At 63.3% G+C, this 17,070-nt stretch carries 14 protein-coding genes; 3 read left to right on the top strand and 11 right to left on the bottom strand.

Features of this window, described 5'->3' with window-relative positions; translation table 11 throughout:
• The first annotated feature begins 128 nt into the window (after positions 1 to 128).
• Positions 129 to 977, top strand: a complete 849-nt coding sequence (locus CSQ92_RS01675) for a DUF2071 domain-containing protein (protein ID WP_099393061.1) — start codon at positions 129 to 131, stop codon at positions 975 to 977.
• Here CSQ92_RS01675 and CSQ92_RS01670 read toward each other — a convergent pair.
• From CSQ92_RS01670 to CSQ92_RS01660, 3 genes are all read right to left on the bottom strand, one after another.
• Entirely contained in the window at positions 960 to 2,600 is a 1,641-nt protein-coding gene (locus CSQ92_RS01670) for a methyl-accepting chemotaxis protein (RefSeq protein WP_099393060.1), read from the bottom strand. The genes CSQ92_RS01675 and CSQ92_RS01670 overlap by 18 nt on opposite strands.
• 240 nt (positions 2,601 to 2,840) lie before the next feature.
• Positions 2,841 to 3,437: a hypothetical protein gene (locus CSQ92_RS01665; protein ID WP_099393059.1), complete on the bottom strand. Its 597-nt coding sequence runs from the start codon at positions 3,435 to 3,437 to the stop codon at positions 2,841 to 2,843.
• 61 nt (positions 3,438 to 3,498) lie between these two features.
• Positions 3,499 to 3,864, bottom strand: a complete 366-nt coding sequence (locus CSQ92_RS01660; protein ID WP_034777962.1) for a winged helix-turn-helix transcriptional regulator — start codon at positions 3,862 to 3,864, stop codon at positions 3,499 to 3,501.
• Between the two features lie 114 nt (positions 3,865 to 3,978).
• Between CSQ92_RS01660 and CSQ92_RS01655 the strand changes: the two genes are divergently transcribed.
• Positions 3,979 to 4,686, top strand: coding sequence for a glutathione S-transferase family protein (locus CSQ92_RS01655; protein WP_099393058.1), 708 nt, complete (start codon positions 3,979 to 3,981; stop codon positions 4,684 to 4,686).
• Positions 4,687 to 4,804: 118 nt separating this feature from the next.
• A complete protein-coding gene (locus tag CSQ92_RS01650; RefSeq protein WP_099393057.1) occupies positions 4,805 to 6,886 on the top strand; it encodes a S9 family peptidase in 2,082 nt (693 codons plus the stop codon).
• A gap of 193 nt (positions 6,887 to 7,079) precedes the next feature.
• Here CSQ92_RS01650 and CSQ92_RS01645 read toward each other — a convergent pair whose 3' ends face one another.
• The 8 genes from CSQ92_RS01645 to CSQ92_RS01610 form a co-directional block, all read right to left on the bottom strand.
• A complete protein-coding gene (locus CSQ92_RS01645) occupies positions 7,080 to 9,134 on the bottom strand; it encodes an esterase-like activity of phytase family protein (RefSeq protein WP_099393056.1) in 2,055 nt (684 codons plus the stop codon).
• A 72-nt stretch (positions 9,135 to 9,206) separates the two neighbouring features.
• Positions 9,207 to 10,133 (bottom strand): helix-turn-helix domain-containing protein, encoded by a 927-nt coding sequence (locus tag CSQ92_RS01640; protein WP_099393055.1) that lies wholly within the window; start codon positions 10,131 to 10,133, stop codon positions 9,207 to 9,209.
• A 55-nt stretch (positions 10,134 to 10,188) separates the two neighbouring features.
• On the bottom strand, positions 10,189 to 11,106 hold the full coding sequence (locus CSQ92_RS01635; protein ID WP_070253872.1) for a helix-turn-helix domain-containing protein: 918 nt from the start codon (positions 11,104 to 11,106) through the stop codon (positions 10,189 to 10,191).
• A 16-nt stretch (positions 11,107 to 11,122) separates the two neighbouring features.
• Entirely contained in the window at positions 11,123 to 12,610 is a 1,488-nt protein-coding gene (locus CSQ92_RS01630; protein ID WP_099393054.1) for a mannitol dehydrogenase family protein, read from the bottom strand.
• Positions 12,610 to 13,659, bottom strand: coding sequence for an ABC transporter ATP-binding protein (locus CSQ92_RS01625; RefSeq protein ID WP_034777947.1), 1,050 nt, complete (start codon positions 13,657 to 13,659; stop codon positions 12,610 to 12,612). The genes CSQ92_RS01630 and CSQ92_RS01625 overlap by 1 nt, the downstream gene beginning before the upstream one ends.
• A 150-nt stretch (positions 13,660 to 13,809) precedes the next feature.
• Entirely contained in the window at positions 13,810 to 14,628 is an 819-nt protein-coding gene (locus CSQ92_RS01620; protein WP_034777945.1) for a carbohydrate ABC transporter permease, read from the bottom strand.
• 10 nt (positions 14,629 to 14,638) lie between these two features.
• Complete coding sequence (locus CSQ92_RS01615) at positions 14,639 to 15,499, bottom strand: carbohydrate ABC transporter permease (RefSeq protein WP_034777943.1); 861 nt, start codon at positions 15,497 to 15,499, stop codon at positions 14,639 to 14,641.
• Between the two features lie 214 nt (positions 15,500 to 15,713).
• Positions 15,714 to 17,018, bottom strand: a complete 1,305-nt coding sequence (locus tag CSQ92_RS01610; protein ID WP_034777941.1) for an ABC transporter substrate-binding protein — start codon at positions 17,016 to 17,018, stop codon at positions 15,714 to 15,716.
• Positions 17,019 to 17,070 lie beyond the last annotated feature (52 nt).

Raw genomic sequence — 17,070 nt, 5'->3', positions numbered from 1 at the left:
TGTGATGCTCGCTGTGCTCCAGCACAGCTGCGCGTCTCGGCCACATATCGCTGCCGCTCGCGATAATGTGGGCGGGCGTTGCCGCGTAAACGTATTAACATTTCCGTATTCCACCCGAAAGCTTTTCCTTGCAAGACAACACTTACCGACACCCGCGCGCGGGCTGGCCGGGGCGCCTGTTTGCCGCGCTCGCCAATTCCACTCGTTTCGCCAACCTGCGCCAGGCCGTCATGTCGCGCCTGCCCTTCCTTACCCTGTACAGCGACGTGCGCGACGTCGTCTACGTGAGCTGGCTGGTCGACGCAGCTGCCGCGCAGCAACTGCTGCCCGCCGGCGCGACCTTGTGGCAGCGCGACGGCAAGACGCCATTTACCGTGCTGACCTACCGTCATGGGCATTTCGGTCCGGCTCTGCCGGGTCCGCTGCGCAAGCTGCTGCCATCGCCCCTGCAAAGCAACTGGCGCCTGTACCTGGACCACACGCCTCCGGGCGCGCCGGCCGTACCCTGCGTGTACTTTTTGAAAAACATCATGGACAGCTTGCCGCATGCGCTGGGCACGCGGCTGTTCAGCGACATCCTGCCGACCCACCTGGCCGACGGCATGACGCTGGAAGTCACGCCCACGCAAGCCCGCTGCAGCATTGCAGGCGGCGCCGGCAGCGCGCCATCGCTGGACGTTCAGGCGGACATCGTGACCGACCATACCCTCGATGCCGACTGGCAAGCGCTGTTCGGCAACTGGCGCGACGCCGTCGCCTTCCTCGCTTGCCAGGATGCGGCCATTGCCCACGTGCCGCGCAACGGCAAGCTGGTCTTCGGCGAAATCGACTTGCCCGTTGATGTGGATCAAGTGCAAGCGCTGACGGCCTTGCGCGCCGACTGCGGCTTGCTGGGGCAGTTGCCACCCGTCTCGAAGCCGTTCGCCTTTCTCGTCCCCAAGGTTCCCTTCAAGGCGCTGTCAGAGCGGCTGCTGTAGCGCGGTGGCGACGCGGCGCTCCGGCGCCCGCACGGGCGTAGCCGGGCCGCCGCGCCGCCGTTCCAGCTTGAACAAGGCCATCGCCTGCTCCAGCTGCAAGGTCTGGTCTTGCAGCGAGGCGGAAGCGGCCGCCGATTCCTCCACCAGCGCCGCGTTCTGCTGCGTCACTTCATCCATCTGCGTGACGGCCATGTTGACCTGACCGATGCCGTGGCTTTGCTCGCGCGAAGCCGAGGCGATCTCTTCCATGATGCCATGCACGCCCTGCACCGCGCCCAGCATTTCGGCGCTGCTGGCGCCAGCCTGCTGGGCCAGCTTCGCGCCCGCCTGCACCTGCGCCAGCGACGCCGTGATCAATTGCTTGATTTCCGTGGCGGCCGCCGCGCTGCGATGGGCCAGGCTGCGCACTTCGCCCGCCACGACGGCAAAGCCGCGCCCCTGGTCGCCCGCGCGCGCCGCTTCCACGGCCGCGTTCAGAGCCAGGATATTCGTCTGGAAGGCGATGCCTTCGATGATGCCCGTGATGTCGCCGATCTTCTTCGATGAAGCGTCGATGTCCGCCATCATGTCGACCATCTGGCCGACGATCTCGCCGCCGCGCCCTGCCAGGCCGTGGACCTTGCCCGCCATGTCGCTGGCCTGCACGGCGTTGCCGCTGTTTTGCTGCACCGTGGCCGCCAGCTGCTCCATGCTCGACGCCGTCTGCTGCAGGGCCGACGCCTGCGCTTCCGTGCGGCCCGACAAGTCCATATTGCCGGCCGCGATTTCCTGGCTGGCCATACTGATGCGCAAGAAATTGCCGCGCACGTCGCCAACGATGGAATGCAGGTTCACGCGCAACTGGCGCAGCGAGCGCAGCAACTGCCCCATTTCGTCGCGCCGTGTGGTGTCGAGCTCGCCCGTCAGGTCGCCGCCCGCCATCACGTCGCAGGCCTGGCGCGCCCGCTGCAAGGGTTGCAGCACGGCACGGTGCAAGCTGTGCCAGAAATACAAGGTCGCGCACAGGGCCACCACGGACAGGCCCGTCAGCCAGCCGGCCGCGCCGGCCGGCAGCACGCCCGCATTCCACGCCAGTTGCAGCAGCAATACCAGGCTCAGCAAGCCCAGATTCCAGCCGATGCGCTTGCCCAGCGGCAGGTCGCGCAGGCTCGCCAGCCTGGCCAGCCAGCCAGTCCGCACGGCAGCGCCCTGGCTGATGACGATGCCGTCGGCCTGCCCCGCCTTGATGCGCGCGTACAGGGCGGATGCCTGCGCCACCTGCTGGCGCGTGGGCTTGGTGCGCACGGACATGTAGCCGACGGCCACGCCGTCTTCCACCACCGGCGTCACGTTCGCCAGCACCCAGTAGTAATCGCCATTCTTGCAACGGTTTTTCACCATGCCGCTCCACGAACGGCCCGAGCGGATGGTGGCCCAGAAATCGGCGAACGCTTCGACCGGCATGTCCGGATGGCGCAGGATGTTTTGCGGCGCGCCGATCAATTCTTCCGCGCTGTAGCCGCTGACGGCGATGAAATACGGGTTCGCATACGTGATATTGCCTTGCAAGTCGGTAGTCGAGACGATGGTCTCGGTATCGCTCAGGTTGATCTCGGTATCACTGACGGGAAGATTGAGTCGCATGGTCGGATCCTTGGCTGTAGCCCGTGCAGGCACGGGGGAAAGGGCAAATGCGGGACGGCAGAAAGCCGGCGGCAGTCTGCACCGATACATTAATTTTAATATTTAATTATTAATTTAAATGGGCAATTTTTACTGGCGAAATTGCCTTGCGAATCTGCAAAGATTGCAGGTGGCGGCGTGGCCGCTGGGGAATGGCGGGAGCGATGCCGGAACAGCGTGACTGTCCCGGCGGCGTAGCGTTTAGCGTGGCACGTAACGCCAGTTGGCGTTTTCCAGCATGAACGTCAGTTCCGTCTTGATGCCTTCCGGACGGCTCGGCACGCTCAATTCCGTATCGCATACGAGATAGCCCGTCTTGCGCTTGACGTCGCACTCATTGACGGCCTTGACCTGCATGGTCGTCTGCGCTTCCTGCATCTGCACATCCTTGGCCGCTTCCGGATTGCGCGCCACTTCGTCCTTGGCCCAGCTTCGGATCATGGCTTGCGCCTCGGCCGGCGACGGTCCCGCGAACTTGGCGTCCTTGCGCTCGACGCCCACCCAGCTACCGTTCTCGTTACGCAGCGGCAGCACCATGAAAGCATCGCGCATGCCGGCGCTCATGGCGACCAGGCACACCACTTCGCCTGGCACTTCCTGCGAATCCTGGCAGCCGGTCAAGCTGGTGACCTTGACGGCGATCGGTACCGGCACAGTCGTTTGCATCCTGGCTTGGGTCTTGGCCACGCCCGCCTGCACGGCGGCGTGGATTTGTTCGAGCGTCGGCATGGTGGCCGCCTGGGCCGGCAAGGCGGCAAACAGGGCGGCGGCGGTCAGGGCGAGGGAAGTCAGGCGCATGGGTGTCGAGAGTAGTGATCAAAGGCCGGCAGTCTAGCACTTTGCATCAAATCAGCTGTTTCTATAGGGAATTATCCACGGCATCGGGTGCGAGAAAGGCCCCGCCCGCGTCCGCCTGTCCGCGCAGCCGCAAGCCAATGGTTCGCAGCATCTCGACCAGCTCGCGCAAGCGCAGACCCTCGTCCGTCAGTTGGTACTCGACCTTCACGGGCACTTCCGCGTAGATCGTGCGCGTCAGCAAGCCCGCCTCTTCCAGCGCGCGCAAGTCCAGGGTCAGCATGCGCTGCGAGATATTCGGCACGGCGCGGCGGATTTCGCTGAAGCGCTTCGGCCCCGCCATCAGATAGCTGAGCAGTACCACTCGCCAGCGCCCGCCCAGCAATCGCATGGCTTCTTCCACGGCGCAGCCGGAGACATTGTCTTTCATGGTTCGCTTCCCATCTGGTATAAAAAATGTATCTATACCACATTATTCTGCCTTCTTCCAAATAGTAACCATCACGATTAGACTCCCCTTCTTTCCTCTCACCGGAGCTCCAGCATGGAAACCACCCTGATCTACAGCGTGCCGTTCGGCTGCTCGTTTGCCGCCATCGCCGCCCTCGAATGGAGCGGCCTGCCGTACCAACTTGCCCGCGTGGAAGCGCGCGACCCGGCCAGCAAGCAGCATCCGGCTTTTCTCGCCATCAATCCGCTGGGCCAGACGCCGGCCCTGCTCACGCACGCGGGCGCGCCGCTGCTGGAAAGCATGGCGATTCTGCTGCACATCGCCGCCCGCGCACCCGCCAGCGGTCTGGGCTTTGCGCAAGGCACGCCGCAATACGATCGCCTGAACAGCGTGCTGTCCTTTTTGCACACGACCTTCCACGCCGCCTTCATGCCGGCCTTCCAGGCATCGCGCGCGGCACCGGAAGATGCGCGCGCAGCCGTGTGGCGCGAGATGGCCGTCGAGAAGGTGAGCAAAAGCCTGGCGCACCTGGAGCGCCTGCTCGCTGGCCGCAGCTGGCTGGCCTCTGACACGACACCGACCATCGCCGACGCCTACCTGGCCGCCACGGCGCGCTGGGCCGAACCGCTGCAGCTGGCCAGCCTGGCCCATTATCCGCACGTGGCGCGCCTGCTGGCCACGCTGGAACAGGACCCCGGCATCCGCTTTGCCCACGCCATCGAGGCGGGCTTGCCGGCCACCAGCCAGGGCGGCTTCCTGGGCCACGTGGCACTCGACCAACTGGCACTGCCGGCCGGCTAACCGGCGGTCAACTCCCGCAGCAAGCGCGTCTTTATTGCTATGATGTCGGGCTGCCGGCGGTACAGCCGGCCACGTCAATACCATATCGATAACGTCGTCATAAGAATCGGGAGTTTGAATGAGTTTACGTCTGCTGCTCTTGGGAGCATTCAGTGCCGCCATGGCCACCACCGCAGCCATCCCTGCGCTGGCCGCGCCGCGCGGTTTCACCGTGGAAGACATGGTGGCCATGGAACGTGTGGGCAGCCCCGTGCTGTCGCCGGACGCCACGCGCGTCGTCTACACGGTGCGCACCACCAACCTGGACAAGAACCGCGGCAACACGCAGCTGTGGATGATCGACCTGCGCGCGCCGAACGCGGCGCCGCGCCAGCTCACGCGCGGCGATGCCAGCGCCAGCGACCCGCAATGGTCGCCGAACGGCGACGCCATCTACTTCCTGTCCGGCCGCTCCGGCTCCTCGCAAGTGTGGCAACTGCCCCTGACCGGCGGCGAAGCGGCCAAGGTCACCGACCTGGCGCTGGATGTCGACACCTATCGCTTGTCGCCGCAGGGCGACCGCCTGGCCTTCAGCATGGGCGTCTTCCTCGATTGCGCGGACATCGCCTGCACGAAGAAGCGCCTCGATGAACAAGCAAAAAACAAGGCGACCGGCATGGTCTACGACCAGATGTTCGTGCGCCACTGGGATACCTGGGCCGATGGCCGCCGCAATGCGCTGTACTCGGCGCCGATCGACGCCACCGGCAAGGTCAGCGCCACGCCCGTGAGCTTGAGCGGCACCCTGGACGGCGACGCCCCATCGAAACCGTTCGGCGACAATGGCGAATACCATTTCAGCCCGGACGGCAAGACGGTGGCCTTCTCCGTGCGCGTGGCCGGCCGCACGGAATCGTGGTCGACCAACTTCGACGTCTACACGATTCCTGCCGCTGGCGGCCAGGCGCCACGCAATCTCACCGCCGACAATCCGGCCTGGGATGCCAAAGCCACCTGGTCGCCCGATGGCCGCACCCTGGCCTATGTCGCCATGACCAAGCCTGGCTTCGAAGCAGACCGTTTCCACCTGGTGCTGATGGATGTCGCCACCGGCAAGAAGCGCACCGTGGCCGACGACTGGGACCGTTCCGTGGCCGATTTCCGCTGGACGCCTGACAGCAAGGCTTTCCTCGTCGCCGCCGATGACGTGGGCCAGCACCGCCTGTTCCACATCGACGCGGCCAGCGGCAAGGTCGCTGCGCTGACGGGCAAGGGCGCCGTGGGCGACTTCGACGTGCGCGGCAATACCATCGTGCTGGCGCAAGCCAACCTGGCCTCGGGCGCGCAGCTGTACACACGCAAGCTCGACGCCAAGTCGGAAAACGCGCCGATGGTCCAGCTGACGAAGCAGAATGCGGCAGCCCTGGCCGACGTGCGCTTCGGCGAATATGAGCAGTTCTCGTTCGCGGGCGCGAATGGCGAAACCGTCTACGGCCACGTGATGAAGCCATGGAATGCCAAGGCCGGCGAAAAGTATCCGGTCGCTTTCCTCGTCCACGGCGGCCCGCAAGGCAGCTTTGGCAACAGCTGGAGCTACCGCTGGAATCCGCAAGTGTATGCGGGCGCCGGCTACGCCACCGTCTTCATCGACTTCCACGGTTCGACCGGCTATGGCCAGAAGTTCACGGACTCCATCAGCGGCGACTGGGGCGGCAAGCCGCTGGTCGACCTGCAGAAGGGCCTGGAAGCGGCCACCAAGAAATTCCCATGGCTGGACCGCGAACGCAGCTGCGCGCTGGGCGCGTCGTACGGCGGCTACATGATGAACTGGATCGCCGGTAACTGGCCGGACGGCTTCAAATGCCTGGTCAACCACGACGGCGTCTTCGACAACCGCGGCATGGCTTACGCAACGGAAGAACTGTGGTTCACGGAATGGGAAAACGGCGGCCCCTACTACGATGCGCCAGCCAAGCACGAGCAGTTCAATCCCGTCAACTTCGTGAAGAACTGGAAGACGCCGATGCTGGTGGTCCAGGGCGACCTGGATTTCCGCATCCCCACCGCGCAAGGCCTGGGCACCTTCACGGCACTGCAGCGCCAGGGCATCCCGAGCAAGCTGCTGGTCTTCCCGGACGAGAACCACTGGGTGCTGAAACCGGCGAACTCGCTGCTGTGGCATCACACGGTGCTCGATTGGCTCAATACCTATACTAAATAACACCTGACCAAACCTACTGCGCGTCGCGCTTTGCGGTCGGCGATGCTCGCCGTACTAAAGTACGGCTGCGCTTCTCGACCACAAATCACTGCCGCTCGCTACGGTTTTGTCAGGTGTTGAGGCGATGTGATTTTCATAAATTAAAAAAGCCGTGCTGAATTCAGCACGGCTTTTTTTCATCCGTCAAACGGCATCAGTACGTATTGAGCGCCTTGGCGAACTTCACGATCCACAAGCGGCTTGGGCGTTCGCGGTCGTCCCCGCGCGCCACGCGGATGGTGTTGGCGGCGTTGCAGCCGGCGGCGCTGCTGGTGACGATAGTACCGCTGGCATCGACCGTGCACTTGGTCACGTCGGCATCCGCCACTTCCACGCCGTTCGCGTCAAAGATCTTCGTCTTCAGGCCGAAGTCATTGTCGTTGGCCAGCGCGATGGTGGAGTCGTCGATCAGGGTCAGGCCTTCCGCCTTTTCCGCCGCCCAGCCGATGGCATTCAAGTCCAGCAGCAGGGTTTTCTTCAGTGGCGTGACGGCGGCCCAGTCGGCGCCATTCACGGCCGCGCCGCCCATGCTGCTTTTTTCCAGGTCCGAGGTCGTCGCGTTGAAGGCGGCGGCCGAGATATCCGTGGCGCCCTTCAATTCGACCAGCATCAGTTTATTGAACACCTTGCCCGACGGCGCGGCGCCCTGCTCGATGACGAGGAACTTGCCGCCGCCCAGCGCCACCATGTCGCCCAGCTTGGCGTTGCCCGTGCGGCCGTCCTGGTAGTCGGCCGCATTCAGCGGATAGGCGAACATCTTGCCGCTGGTGCCCGTCACCGGGTCAAATTCGATCCAGCGCGTGAAGCGGGCGAAGCGCTCGACCTGCTCATTCTTCTTCGTCACCGTGTATGGCGCCGTGCCGTCGGACAGGGGGCTTTGCAGGAAGGCGTACAGCTTGTCGTTGCTCGTATCTAAGGTCATGCCCTCCATGCCGCGGTTAGCGCGGCGCTTGGCGAACAGGGTTGGCAAGCCCTTGCCCGGTTCGTACTTGGCCTGGATGATGCCGGTGGCCGCATCGATCTTGATGATGAAGGGGCCGTATTCGTCCGAGACCCATAGCGCATTGCGCTTCGCATCGACGACGATGGCTTCCGAATCGAGGCCGCCCGCGTTGAAGACAGCCTTGCCGGCTGCATCGAACTTCATCGCATCCATGACGGGAATCTCGGCCGAATTGCCGACCGCGCCCACGGGCACGGGCAAGCCCGAACTGTTGACGGTGGCGGACACCTTGATCGGCGTGCTCGACGCCAGCACGGCGCCGTTCTTGCCCACCGTGAGTACCCCGAACGAAGGCGTGAAGCTGGGCGACGGGAAGATTTTGCTGCCGATGGTGCCCTTGCCAGATGGATCGGGCACCAGCGGGCCGTCGCCGTTCGGGCCGCGGTCCGTCAAGCCATAGAATTCCAGGTCGCCGGCCGCATTCTTGCCCTTGTAGGCCAGGCCCGAGCCGTACGACGGCAGGAAGCCGTTCGGGAATTCGCCCTTGATCTTGGCGTTGGCGCCTTCGTACGGCACGTAGAATTTATCGGCCGCCTGTATCTGGTAGCGCGTCACGGTGACTTTCACTTCGCCGACCGGATTGGCTTGCGTCAGCGTCTCGTTGACGGGCGCGCCCGCTTTCGAGGCCAGGGTGTCTTCGAAATGCTCGCGCACGAGGGCGCGGCGCTCCGCATCGACCGTGCGGCCGGCGAATTTCCCGCCCACCGTTGCCAGGTGCGCGGCCAGCGCCGCGTTGAAGACGGCCGGGGCGGCGGCAAAGTCCAGCGTCTTGCCGGCCAGCGCCGCCTTCACTTCGGCCGTCAGCTTGATGCCGTTCGACGGATCGCTGTCGTCATCGAGCAATTGCAGCGCCAGCAGGCGGTTGACGACCTTGTCGTCCGCCACGTTGGTGCTGGCGGCCAGCGCCAGCGGCGTGACGACGGCGCCGCATGGCGCCGAGCCCAGGGCCAGGCCGCCCACGCTGAAGGCCACCGTATCGCCCGGGTTGCACATGAATTCGCCCTTGGCATTGGTGCTGGCCTTGGCCGCGCTGCCCGCCACGTAATCGAGTCCTTCCACCGCGCCATCGAGGAACACGCCCGTCTGCGCCACGGGCTTGGAAGGCTCCGCCGGCGGATTGTCGCTGCCGCCGCACGCGGCCAGGGTCAGGCCGGCGGCGATGGCCAACAGGGTCAGTTTCGGGATCGACGTTACAGCAGTGTTCATGCATTCCTCGGCTAAGGTGGGTGGGATAGCCGTGGAGCATAACCAGTCAAAGTGACAAGCCCGTGACAGTCGTCAGGCCTGTGGCATATCCGCCACGGGCCCGCCGATGCCGCCAAAGCGGCCATCTGCCTGGCGCCGGAATTCCTTGGGCGTGACGCCCTTCACCTGCAAGAAGCGGCGGTTGAAATTGGCCACGTTCTGGAAACCGACGTCGTAACAGACGTTCGACACATAGTGATCCGTATCCATCAGCAACTGGCACGCCTTGTTGATGCGCAGGCGGCTGATGAAATCCGTGAAGCTGTTACCCGTCGCCTTGCGGAAGAAGCGCGAGAACTTACTCAGCGACATGCCCACCTGATCGGCCAGCATTTCCGCCGAAATCGGCTCGCGGTAATTGTCCGTGATGTAGTTGAGGACGGAGTTGACCTTGGCCAGGGTGGCGTCATCGTCGTACGAGCGCAAGGAGGCGGTCGACAGCAAACGGTAGTTGGCCGTGCGCGCCAGCTTGCTCATCAGCTGGACGAATTCGGCGAAGCGTTCGGCGCCATGCGTGGCGCGGATGCGCGCCAGGTGCTGCTCGGCCTCGTGGCCCATGTCGAAAAACTCCACGCCATAGCTGGAGCGCTCGAGCAGCGGCAGCAGTTCGCGCAGTTCGGGGATGACGCGCGCGGCACCGGCCAGCGGCGCATGAGCAAATTGCACGATCATGTCGCGCAAGGCCACGCCGCCATCGGGCATCACGTTGGAAATCCAGTTGTGCGGCAATCGCGGGCCCGTCAACACCAGGTGGCCAGGCGAGAATTCGCCGATATAGTCGCCCACGAACAATCGTCCGCTGGTGGCGACGATCAGGTGCAGCTCATATTCCTCGTGACAGTGCCAGCGCACGCGCGAGCTGGGATAGCCGTGTTCCAGGTAATTGATGATGCCATCGTAGCTTTCCCGTTCCAGCTCGGGCGCCTTGCGCTCGCTGTCCTTCTGCCATAGGTGTTCCATGCTTGTCTCTCCCAGGCTGTCCCCGCCTGTGCCATCCAATGTACCTCAAAAAGCCTCAGGCGCCAAAACGGCCCAGCGCCTGCTGGCGAAACTCCTTCGGCGTCATGCCCTTCAATTCCAGGAAGCGCCGGTTGAAATTGGCCACGTTATTGAATCCCGCCTCGTAGCAGATGTTGCTGACATAGCGCTCGGTCTCCATCAGCAGCTGGCACGCCTTGTTGATGCGCAGGCGGTTGACGAAGTCCGTGAAACTGTTGCCCGTGGCGCTGCGAAAAAAACGTGAAAACGTCCGCTCGGGCATGTCCACCTGCTCGGCCAGCTGTTTCAGCGAAAACTGGCTGCTGTAATTGTGCACGATGAAGTTGATGGCCGAACTGATGCGCGCCAGGGCCACGTCGTCGTCGCTCGACTGCATCGGCACCGTCGACAGCAGCTGGTAATCGCTGGTCTGCGCCAGTTCGCCCAGCAATGTCAAAAATTCGATGAAGCGCGGCAGGCCATTGCTGTCGCGGATGCGCTGGAAACGCCGCAGCGACTGTTCGCTGACGCCAAAAAATTCCACGCCGTGCAAGGCGCGCTGCAGCAGCGGAAAAATATCCTTCAATTCGGGAATGGCGGTGGCCATCGACGCCAGCGGCGCATGCGAAAACTGGACCACCATGTCGCGCAAGGCCACGCCTTCCGGCGGCGTGTCGAGCGAGACCCAGTTGTGCGGCACGCGCGGTCCCGTCAGCACCAGGTGGCCGGGCGTGAACTGGCCGATGTAGTCGCCGACAAAGACCTTGCCGCTGCTTTCGACGATCAGGTGCAGTTCATACTCGTCGTGGTAATGCCAGCGCACCAGCGAATTCGGAAAGCCGTGCTCCAGGTAGCGGATGAAGCCAAAACTGCCTTTCGGCTCGAAGCCTGGCGTGGCGTCGCGCTGCTGTTCCAGCTCCATCTGCGGCAGCGAGGCATCGGCTTTGCGTGGCATGGCGCGCCCTCCCTCGTCAGGCGACGATCTGTTCCAGCGCCGCGCGCGCACCCATCCCATACAGGCTGGCCAGCGACTGCCCCACCGCCTGCGTAAAGGCTGGCGTGTCGCTCAACTCGCCGAACAGCTCGCGCAGCGACAGCAAGGCCGTCGCGTCCGCCCCGCCCTGCAGCGCCAGTGCGCGCAGGCGCGCCGCATACGGGTCGTTCAAGGGCATCTCGCGCCCCTGCTCGTCGTGGCCTTCCAGGTAGCGGAACCAGCACGCCACGGTAAACGCCAGCAGCTTGATGGCGCCGTCACGGGCCAGCGCTTCGCGCACGGATGGCAGCACGAATTTCGGGATGCGCGCCGAACCTTCCGTGCCGATGCGCGCCAGCTGGTCGCGCACGGCAGGATTCGAAAAGCGCTCGATCAGGGTGGCCTTGTACCGCTCCAGGTCGATGCCTTCCACTACATCCAGCAAGGGCGTCACTTCCTCATCCATCATCTGGCGCACGAGCAGGCGGACGCCAGGATCGTTCATCGCTTCGTGCGCAAACGTGTAACCGAGCTGCATGCCGATGTAGCACAGGGCCTGGTGGCTGGCATTCAAGAGGCGCAGCTTCATCTTTTCATATGGCAGCACGTCGTGCGTCATCTGCGCGCCCACCAGCTCCCAGGCTGGCCGCCCCTGCGGGAAGTCGTCTTCGATGACCCACTGGCGGAACGGCTCGCACACGACCGGCCAGGCGTCGATGATGCCAAAGCTGTCGCGCACCAGCGCCCGGTGTTCATCGGTGGTGGCCGGGGTGATGCGGTCGACCATGCTGTTGGGGAAGCTGCCATGCGTGGCCAGCCAGCGCGCCAGCTCCCCGTCGCGCAGGGCGACAAAGGCCAGCAACATCTTGCGCGTCACGTCGCCATTGTTTTGCAGGTTATCGCAGGACATGATGGTAAACGGCGCCAGGCCCCGCTGGTGGCGCACGGCCAGCGCCGCCGCCAGGTAGCCGAACGAGCAGCGCGGCGCCTGCGGGTGCGCCAGTTCATACACGATATCGGCATGACCGGCGTCGAATTCGCCCGTGCCCTGGTTCACATAGTAACCACCCTCGGTGATGGTCAGCGCGACGATGCGCGTGCCAGGGTCGGCCAGCTTTTCCAGTACGGCTTGCGGCTCGTCGGGCGCATACAGGTATTCGCCGATGCAGCCGATGATGCGCGCGCTGTCGCCGGCCGCGCTGCGCTCGACCACCGTGTACAAGCCATCCTGCGCCCGCATGGCGTCGCGCATGGCCGCGTCATGCGCCAGCAAGCCCACGCCGCAATAGCCCCACTGCGCGTGCTGCTGGCCTTGGCCCTGCAGTCCGAGTAAATCATCGAGGTACACGGCCTGGTGGGCGCGGAAAAAGCCGCCCACGCCGATATGCACGATGCTGGGCACGAGCGCGCCGCGCGCATACGCGGGCACGGCTGCGTCCACCGGCAGCTTGGCCAGGTTCGCCTGGTTCAATGCGATCGAGTCCATTACAGCGCTCCTTTCGCCGCCGCGTAGGTCTTGCCGGCGCGGTCAAAATAATGGACGAAGCCCGGTTCGAACGTCAAATGCGTCTGCTGGCCCGGCTGCAGGCTGCTGCGCTCCGCCCCGCGCGACACCACCTGCACATTGTTCGGCAAGCGCACATAGGTCAGGGTTTCCACGCCCAAGGACTCCACCAGGTCGACCGTGACGGGCACGCTGCCCGGCTGCGCCGCGCCCAGGTGCACGTGTTCGGGGCGGATGCCGACGAAGCCGTCCGCCTGCGCCGCGCTGCCCGCCTGCGCCAGCAGCTGCGGCGCCGCGTCAGCGGGCACCACGTTCATGCTGGGCGTGCCGATGAATTGCGCGACAAAGCGGTTGGCGGGACGGTCATACAGTTCCAATGGCGAGCCATGCTGCTCGATCTGGCCGTCGCGCAGCACCACCACGCGGTCCGCCAGGGTCATCGCTTCGACCTGGTCATGGGTCACGTAAATCGTGGTGGCGCCCAGTTCGCGGTGCAGCTTGGCGATCTCGATGCGCGTCTGCACGCGCAGGGCCGCATCGAGGTTCGACAGCGGTTCGTCGAACAGGAACACTTTCGGGTCGCGCACGATGGCGCGGCCGATGGCCACCCTCTGGCGCTGCCCGCCAGACAATTCTTTGGGCGTGCGTTCCAGGTAACGCCCAAGGTCGAGGATGGCGGCCGCCTTGTCGACTTTTTCGCGGATGATGGCCGGATCGACGCCGGCCAGTTTCAGCGCGAACGACATGTTCTGGAACACCGTCATGTGCGGATACAGCGCATACGACTGGAACACCATCGCCAGGTCGCGCTTGGACGATGGCAGCGCCGTGATGTCGCGCCCGTCGAGCGACAGCTTGCCGCCGTCGATCGGTTCCAGGCCCGCGATCAGGCGCAGCAAGGTGGATTTTCCGCAACCCGACGGACCCACGAAGACGACGAATTCGCCCTGCCGGATCTCCAGGTCTATGCCTTTGATGGCGCGGTGCTCGCCAAAAAATTTTTCGATATTGCTCAGTTGAAGGTAAGCCATGATGTGTGTCTCTATTCTGATTTATTTTCGATGCTTTCAGAAACCGTAGCGAGCGGTTCAAGTTCGGTTTGAGTAGCGGAGCTGTGCGGATGCACAGTGAGCAACGGAGAGCCGAAATTGGGCCGCGCAGTAGGTTTATGGAGGCATCATTTATTTGACTGCGCCAAAGGTCATTCCCTGGACCAACTGCTTCTGGCAGAACCAGCCCAGCGCCATGATGGGCGCGATGGCCATCAGCGAAGCGGCCGACAATTTCGCCCAGAACAAGCCTTCCGGGCTGGAATACGAGGCGATGAGCCAGGCCAGCGTGCCCGCGTTGGAGGCGCCCAGGTTCAGCGACCAGAACGATTCATTCCACGACCACACCATGCACACGAGGGCAGTGGAAGCGATGCCGCCCACGGACAGGGGCAGCACGACGTGGCGGAATTCGTCCCACACGGTGGCGCCATCCATGCGCGACGCCTCCAGAATTTCGCGCGGCAGCTCCTTCATGCTCGTGTACAGCAGCCAGATCATGATGGGCAGGTTCATCAGCATGAACATGATGGTCAGGCCGATGCGCGTGTCGAGCAGGCCGAAGTACTGATAGCAGATATAGATCGGCATCAGGGCGCCCACGCCGGGCATGTAGCGCGAGCTGAGCATGAATTTCAGCAAGCCGATGGTGCCGCCCGTGGGAAAGAAGGCCATCGAATAGGCGGCCGGGATGGCGATCAACAGGCCGATGGCCGTCGAGAGCACGCTGGTAAACAGCGAGTTCCACGCGTAGCCGAAGTAATTGTCGCGTGCCAGCACTTCGCGGAAGCTGTCGAGCGTGGGCGTGAAAAACAGCAGCGGCGGCGTGGAAATGGCTTGTCCTTCCGTCTTGAAGGCCATCAGGCCCAGCCAGAAGATGGGAAAGAACAGCAGCAGCGCGAACAGCCAGGCGGCGGCCGTGCGGCCATACAGATTGAGTTTGCTATGCATCAAGGTCTCCTTATTTCGACAGATTCTTGCCGATGACGCGCATCAGGAAGAAGGCGGCGATGTTGGCGATGAGCACGGCGAACAGGGCACCGGCCGAGGCCGCTCCCACGTCATAGGACAGCAGTGCCTGCTGGTAAATCATGAAGGTGATGGTGGTCGTGTCGAAGCCGGGACCGCCGCCCGTGGTGGTAAAGATTTCCGCAAAGATCGACAGCAAAAAGATCATCTCGATCATCAGCACCACCGAGACGGCGCGGCCCAGGTGGGGAATGTAGAGGTAGCGCAGTTGCTGCAGATAGGTGGCGCCATCCATGCGCGCCGCTTCCAGCTGTTCCCGGTCCATCGACTGCAGGGCCGTCATGAAGATCAGGCAGGCGAACGGCAGCCATTGCCACGAGACCATCATGATGATGGAAAACAGGGGATGGGCCGACAGCCAGTCGACGGGCGTGGCGCCAAAGAAAATGCTGATTTGCGCGAACAGGCCGTAGATCGGATTGAGCAGCATGTTCTTCCACATCAGAGCATTCACGGCCGGCATGATGAGAAACGGCGAAATCAGGAGCACGCGCACGATGGCGCGTCCCGGGAACGCTTCATTGATCAGCAAGCCCAGCGCCGTGCCCAGCACCACCGTGACCAGCATGACGGAAAACAGCAGGGTAAACGTGTTCTGCAGGGCTGGCAGGAACGAGGCATCCGTAAAGAAAAAGTGGAAATTGGCCAGGCCATGGAAAGGATGGCCGCTCGGATCGAGCATGGAATAGCGCACGAACGAGTAATACAGGGTGATCAATAACGGGATCACGGAAATGACGGAGACGGCGACCACGGCCGGCGTCAGCAAAGTCCGGGGGATAATGCGTTTCATAGGATTTCTCTTGGGACGTGAGGTGAGTGATCTAGCGCAATAGCAAGGCCAGTCACATCACCTGTGTTACAAACCAAACAGCACAGCAAAGATGCCTGACAAAACCGTAGCGAGCGGCAGTGATTTGTGGCCGAGAAGCGCAGCCGTACTTTAGTACGGTGAGCATCGCCGGCCGCAAAGCGCGACGCGCAGTAGGTTTGGTCAGGCCATCCTCTTACTTGTAATAGCCGCCTTTACGCATTTCTCTTTCCGCCGTCTGCTGCGACAATTCCAGCGCCTGGTCCACCGTCACCTTGCCCAGCAGCGCTGCCGCCATCTGCTGGCCGGCTGCCACGCCGATCACCTGGAATTCGGGAATCGAGGCAAATTGCACGCCCACGTAAGGCGACGGCGGCAAGGTGCTTTGCACGGCGCGCGTGGTGGCCAGGGCCTTGCCTTCGGCGGCGGCAAATTTCGCCACTTTCTGGAACTCGGGGCTGGCATAGGTCGACTTGCGCGTGCCGGTCGGCACGTTGGCCCAGCTCGTTTCCTTGGCTACCAGTTTCACGTAGTCGGGCGACGTGGCCCAGTTGATGAAGCGCTGTGCTTCATTCGGGTGCTTGGAACTCGCGGGGATGGCGAGCGACCAGATCCACAGCCAGTTCGCGCCCCGCTCCGTCACGCCGATAGGCGACTGGGCAAACGCCACCTTGTCGGCCACCTTGCTTTGCTTGGGGTCCGTGATGAAGGAGGCGGCAATCGTCGCATCGATCCAGATGCCGCACTTGCCCTGGTTAAACAGCGCCAGGTTTTCATTGAAGCTGTTGGCGGCCGCGCCCGGCGGGCCGTATTTCTTCATCAGGTCGACATACATGGTGACCGCGTCCTTCCATGGCTTGCTGGTAAATTGCGGCTTCCATTTCATGTCGAACAGCTGGCCGCCATAGGAATTGGCCATGGTGGTGATGAGTGCCATGTTGTCGCCCCAGCCCGGCTTGCCGCGCAGGCAGATGCCGTACACGCCGTTGGCCGGATCGTGCAGCTTGGCCGCCACGTCGCGCAACTGGTTCCAGGACGGACGGTCCTCGATCGTCACGCCCGCCTTTTTGACCAGGTCGCTGCGGTACATGATCATCGAGCTTTCGCCATAGAACGGCGACGCATACAGCTTGCCGTCGCCGGAGAGCCCTTCGCGGATGGCCGGCAGCAAGTCGTCGATATCGTATTTGGCGTCCGGCTTGATGGGGATCAGCCAGTTTTTCTTGCCCCAGATGGGCGTTTCATACAGGCCGATGGTCATCACGTCGAACTGGCCGCCCTTGGTGGCGATATCGGTGGTCATGCGCTGGCGCAAGACGCCCTCTTCCAGGGTCACCCATTTGAGCTTGATGTCAGGATTGGCTTGCTCGAAGAACTTGCTGAGCTTTTGCATTTCGATCATGTGGCCGTTGTTGACAGTCGCGATGACCAGATCGGTGGCGGCAAAAGCGGACGAGCTGAGGCAGCCGGCGAACAGCGCGGCGATGGCGTAACGTTTCATTGTATGTCTCCAGTGTTTTTGTCGTTGGCAATGCTCAGGTACTTGGCACCAC

The sequence above is a fragment of the Janthinobacterium sp. BJB446 genome, assembly GCF_002735655.1.
Classification (GTDB): Bacteria; Pseudomonadota; Gammaproteobacteria; order Burkholderiales; family Burkholderiaceae_D; genus Janthinobacterium; species Janthinobacterium lividum.
This window is presented reverse-complemented; position numbering and strand designations above follow the sequence as displayed.

What these genes read in the sequence shown, in the direction of transcription:
- CSQ92_RS01660 (WP_034777962.1), bottom strand. Translation starts at nt 3,864, where the DNA reads ATGAAAGACAATGTCTCCGGCTGCGCCGTGGAAGAAGCCATGCGATTG.
- CSQ92_RS01645 (WP_099393056.1), bottom strand. Translation starts at nt 9,134, where the DNA reads ATGAACACTGCTGTAACGTCGATCCCGAAACTGACCCTGTTGGCCATC.
- CSQ92_RS01640 (WP_099393055.1), bottom strand. Translation starts at nt 10,133, where the DNA reads ATGGAACACCTATGGCAGAAGGACAGCGAGCGCAAGGCGCCCGAGCTG.
- CSQ92_RS01620 (WP_034777945.1), bottom strand. Translation starts at nt 14,628, where the DNA reads ATGCATAGCAAACTCAATCTGTATGGCCGCACGGCCGCCGCCTGGCTG.
- CSQ92_RS01650 (WP_099393057.1), top strand. Translation starts at nt 4,805, where the DNA reads ATGAGTTTACGTCTGCTGCTCTTGGGAGCATTCAGTGCCGCCATGGCC.
- CSQ92_RS01665 (WP_099393059.1), bottom strand. Translation starts at nt 3,437, where the DNA reads ATGCGCCTGACTTCCCTCGCCCTGACCGCCGCCGCCCTGTTTGCCGCC.
- CSQ92_RS01630 (WP_099393054.1), bottom strand. Translation starts at nt 12,610, where the DNA reads ATGGACTCGATCGCATTGAACCAGGCGAACCTGGCCAAGCTGCCGGTG.
- CSQ92_RS01610 (WP_034777941.1), bottom strand. Translation starts at nt 17,018, where the DNA reads ATGAAACGTTACGCCATCGCCGCGCTGTTCGCCGGCTGCCTCAGCTCG.
- CSQ92_RS01625 (WP_034777947.1), bottom strand. Translation starts at nt 13,659, where the DNA reads ATGGCTTACCTTCAACTGAGCAATATCGAAAAATTTTTTGGCGAGCAC.
- CSQ92_RS01670 (WP_099393060.1), bottom strand. Translation starts at nt 2,600, where the DNA reads ATGCGACTCAATCTTCCCGTCAGTGATACCGAGATCAACCTGAGCGAT.
- CSQ92_RS01655 (WP_099393058.1), top strand. Translation starts at nt 3,979, where the DNA reads ATGGAAACCACCCTGATCTACAGCGTGCCGTTCGGCTGCTCGTTTGCC.
- CSQ92_RS01615 (WP_034777943.1), bottom strand. Translation starts at nt 15,499, where the DNA reads ATGAAACGCATTATCCCCCGGACTTTGCTGACGCCGGCCGTGGTCGCC.
- CSQ92_RS01635 (WP_070253872.1), bottom strand. Translation starts at nt 11,106, where the DNA reads ATGCCACGCAAAGCCGATGCCTCGCTGCCGCAGATGGAGCTGGAACAG.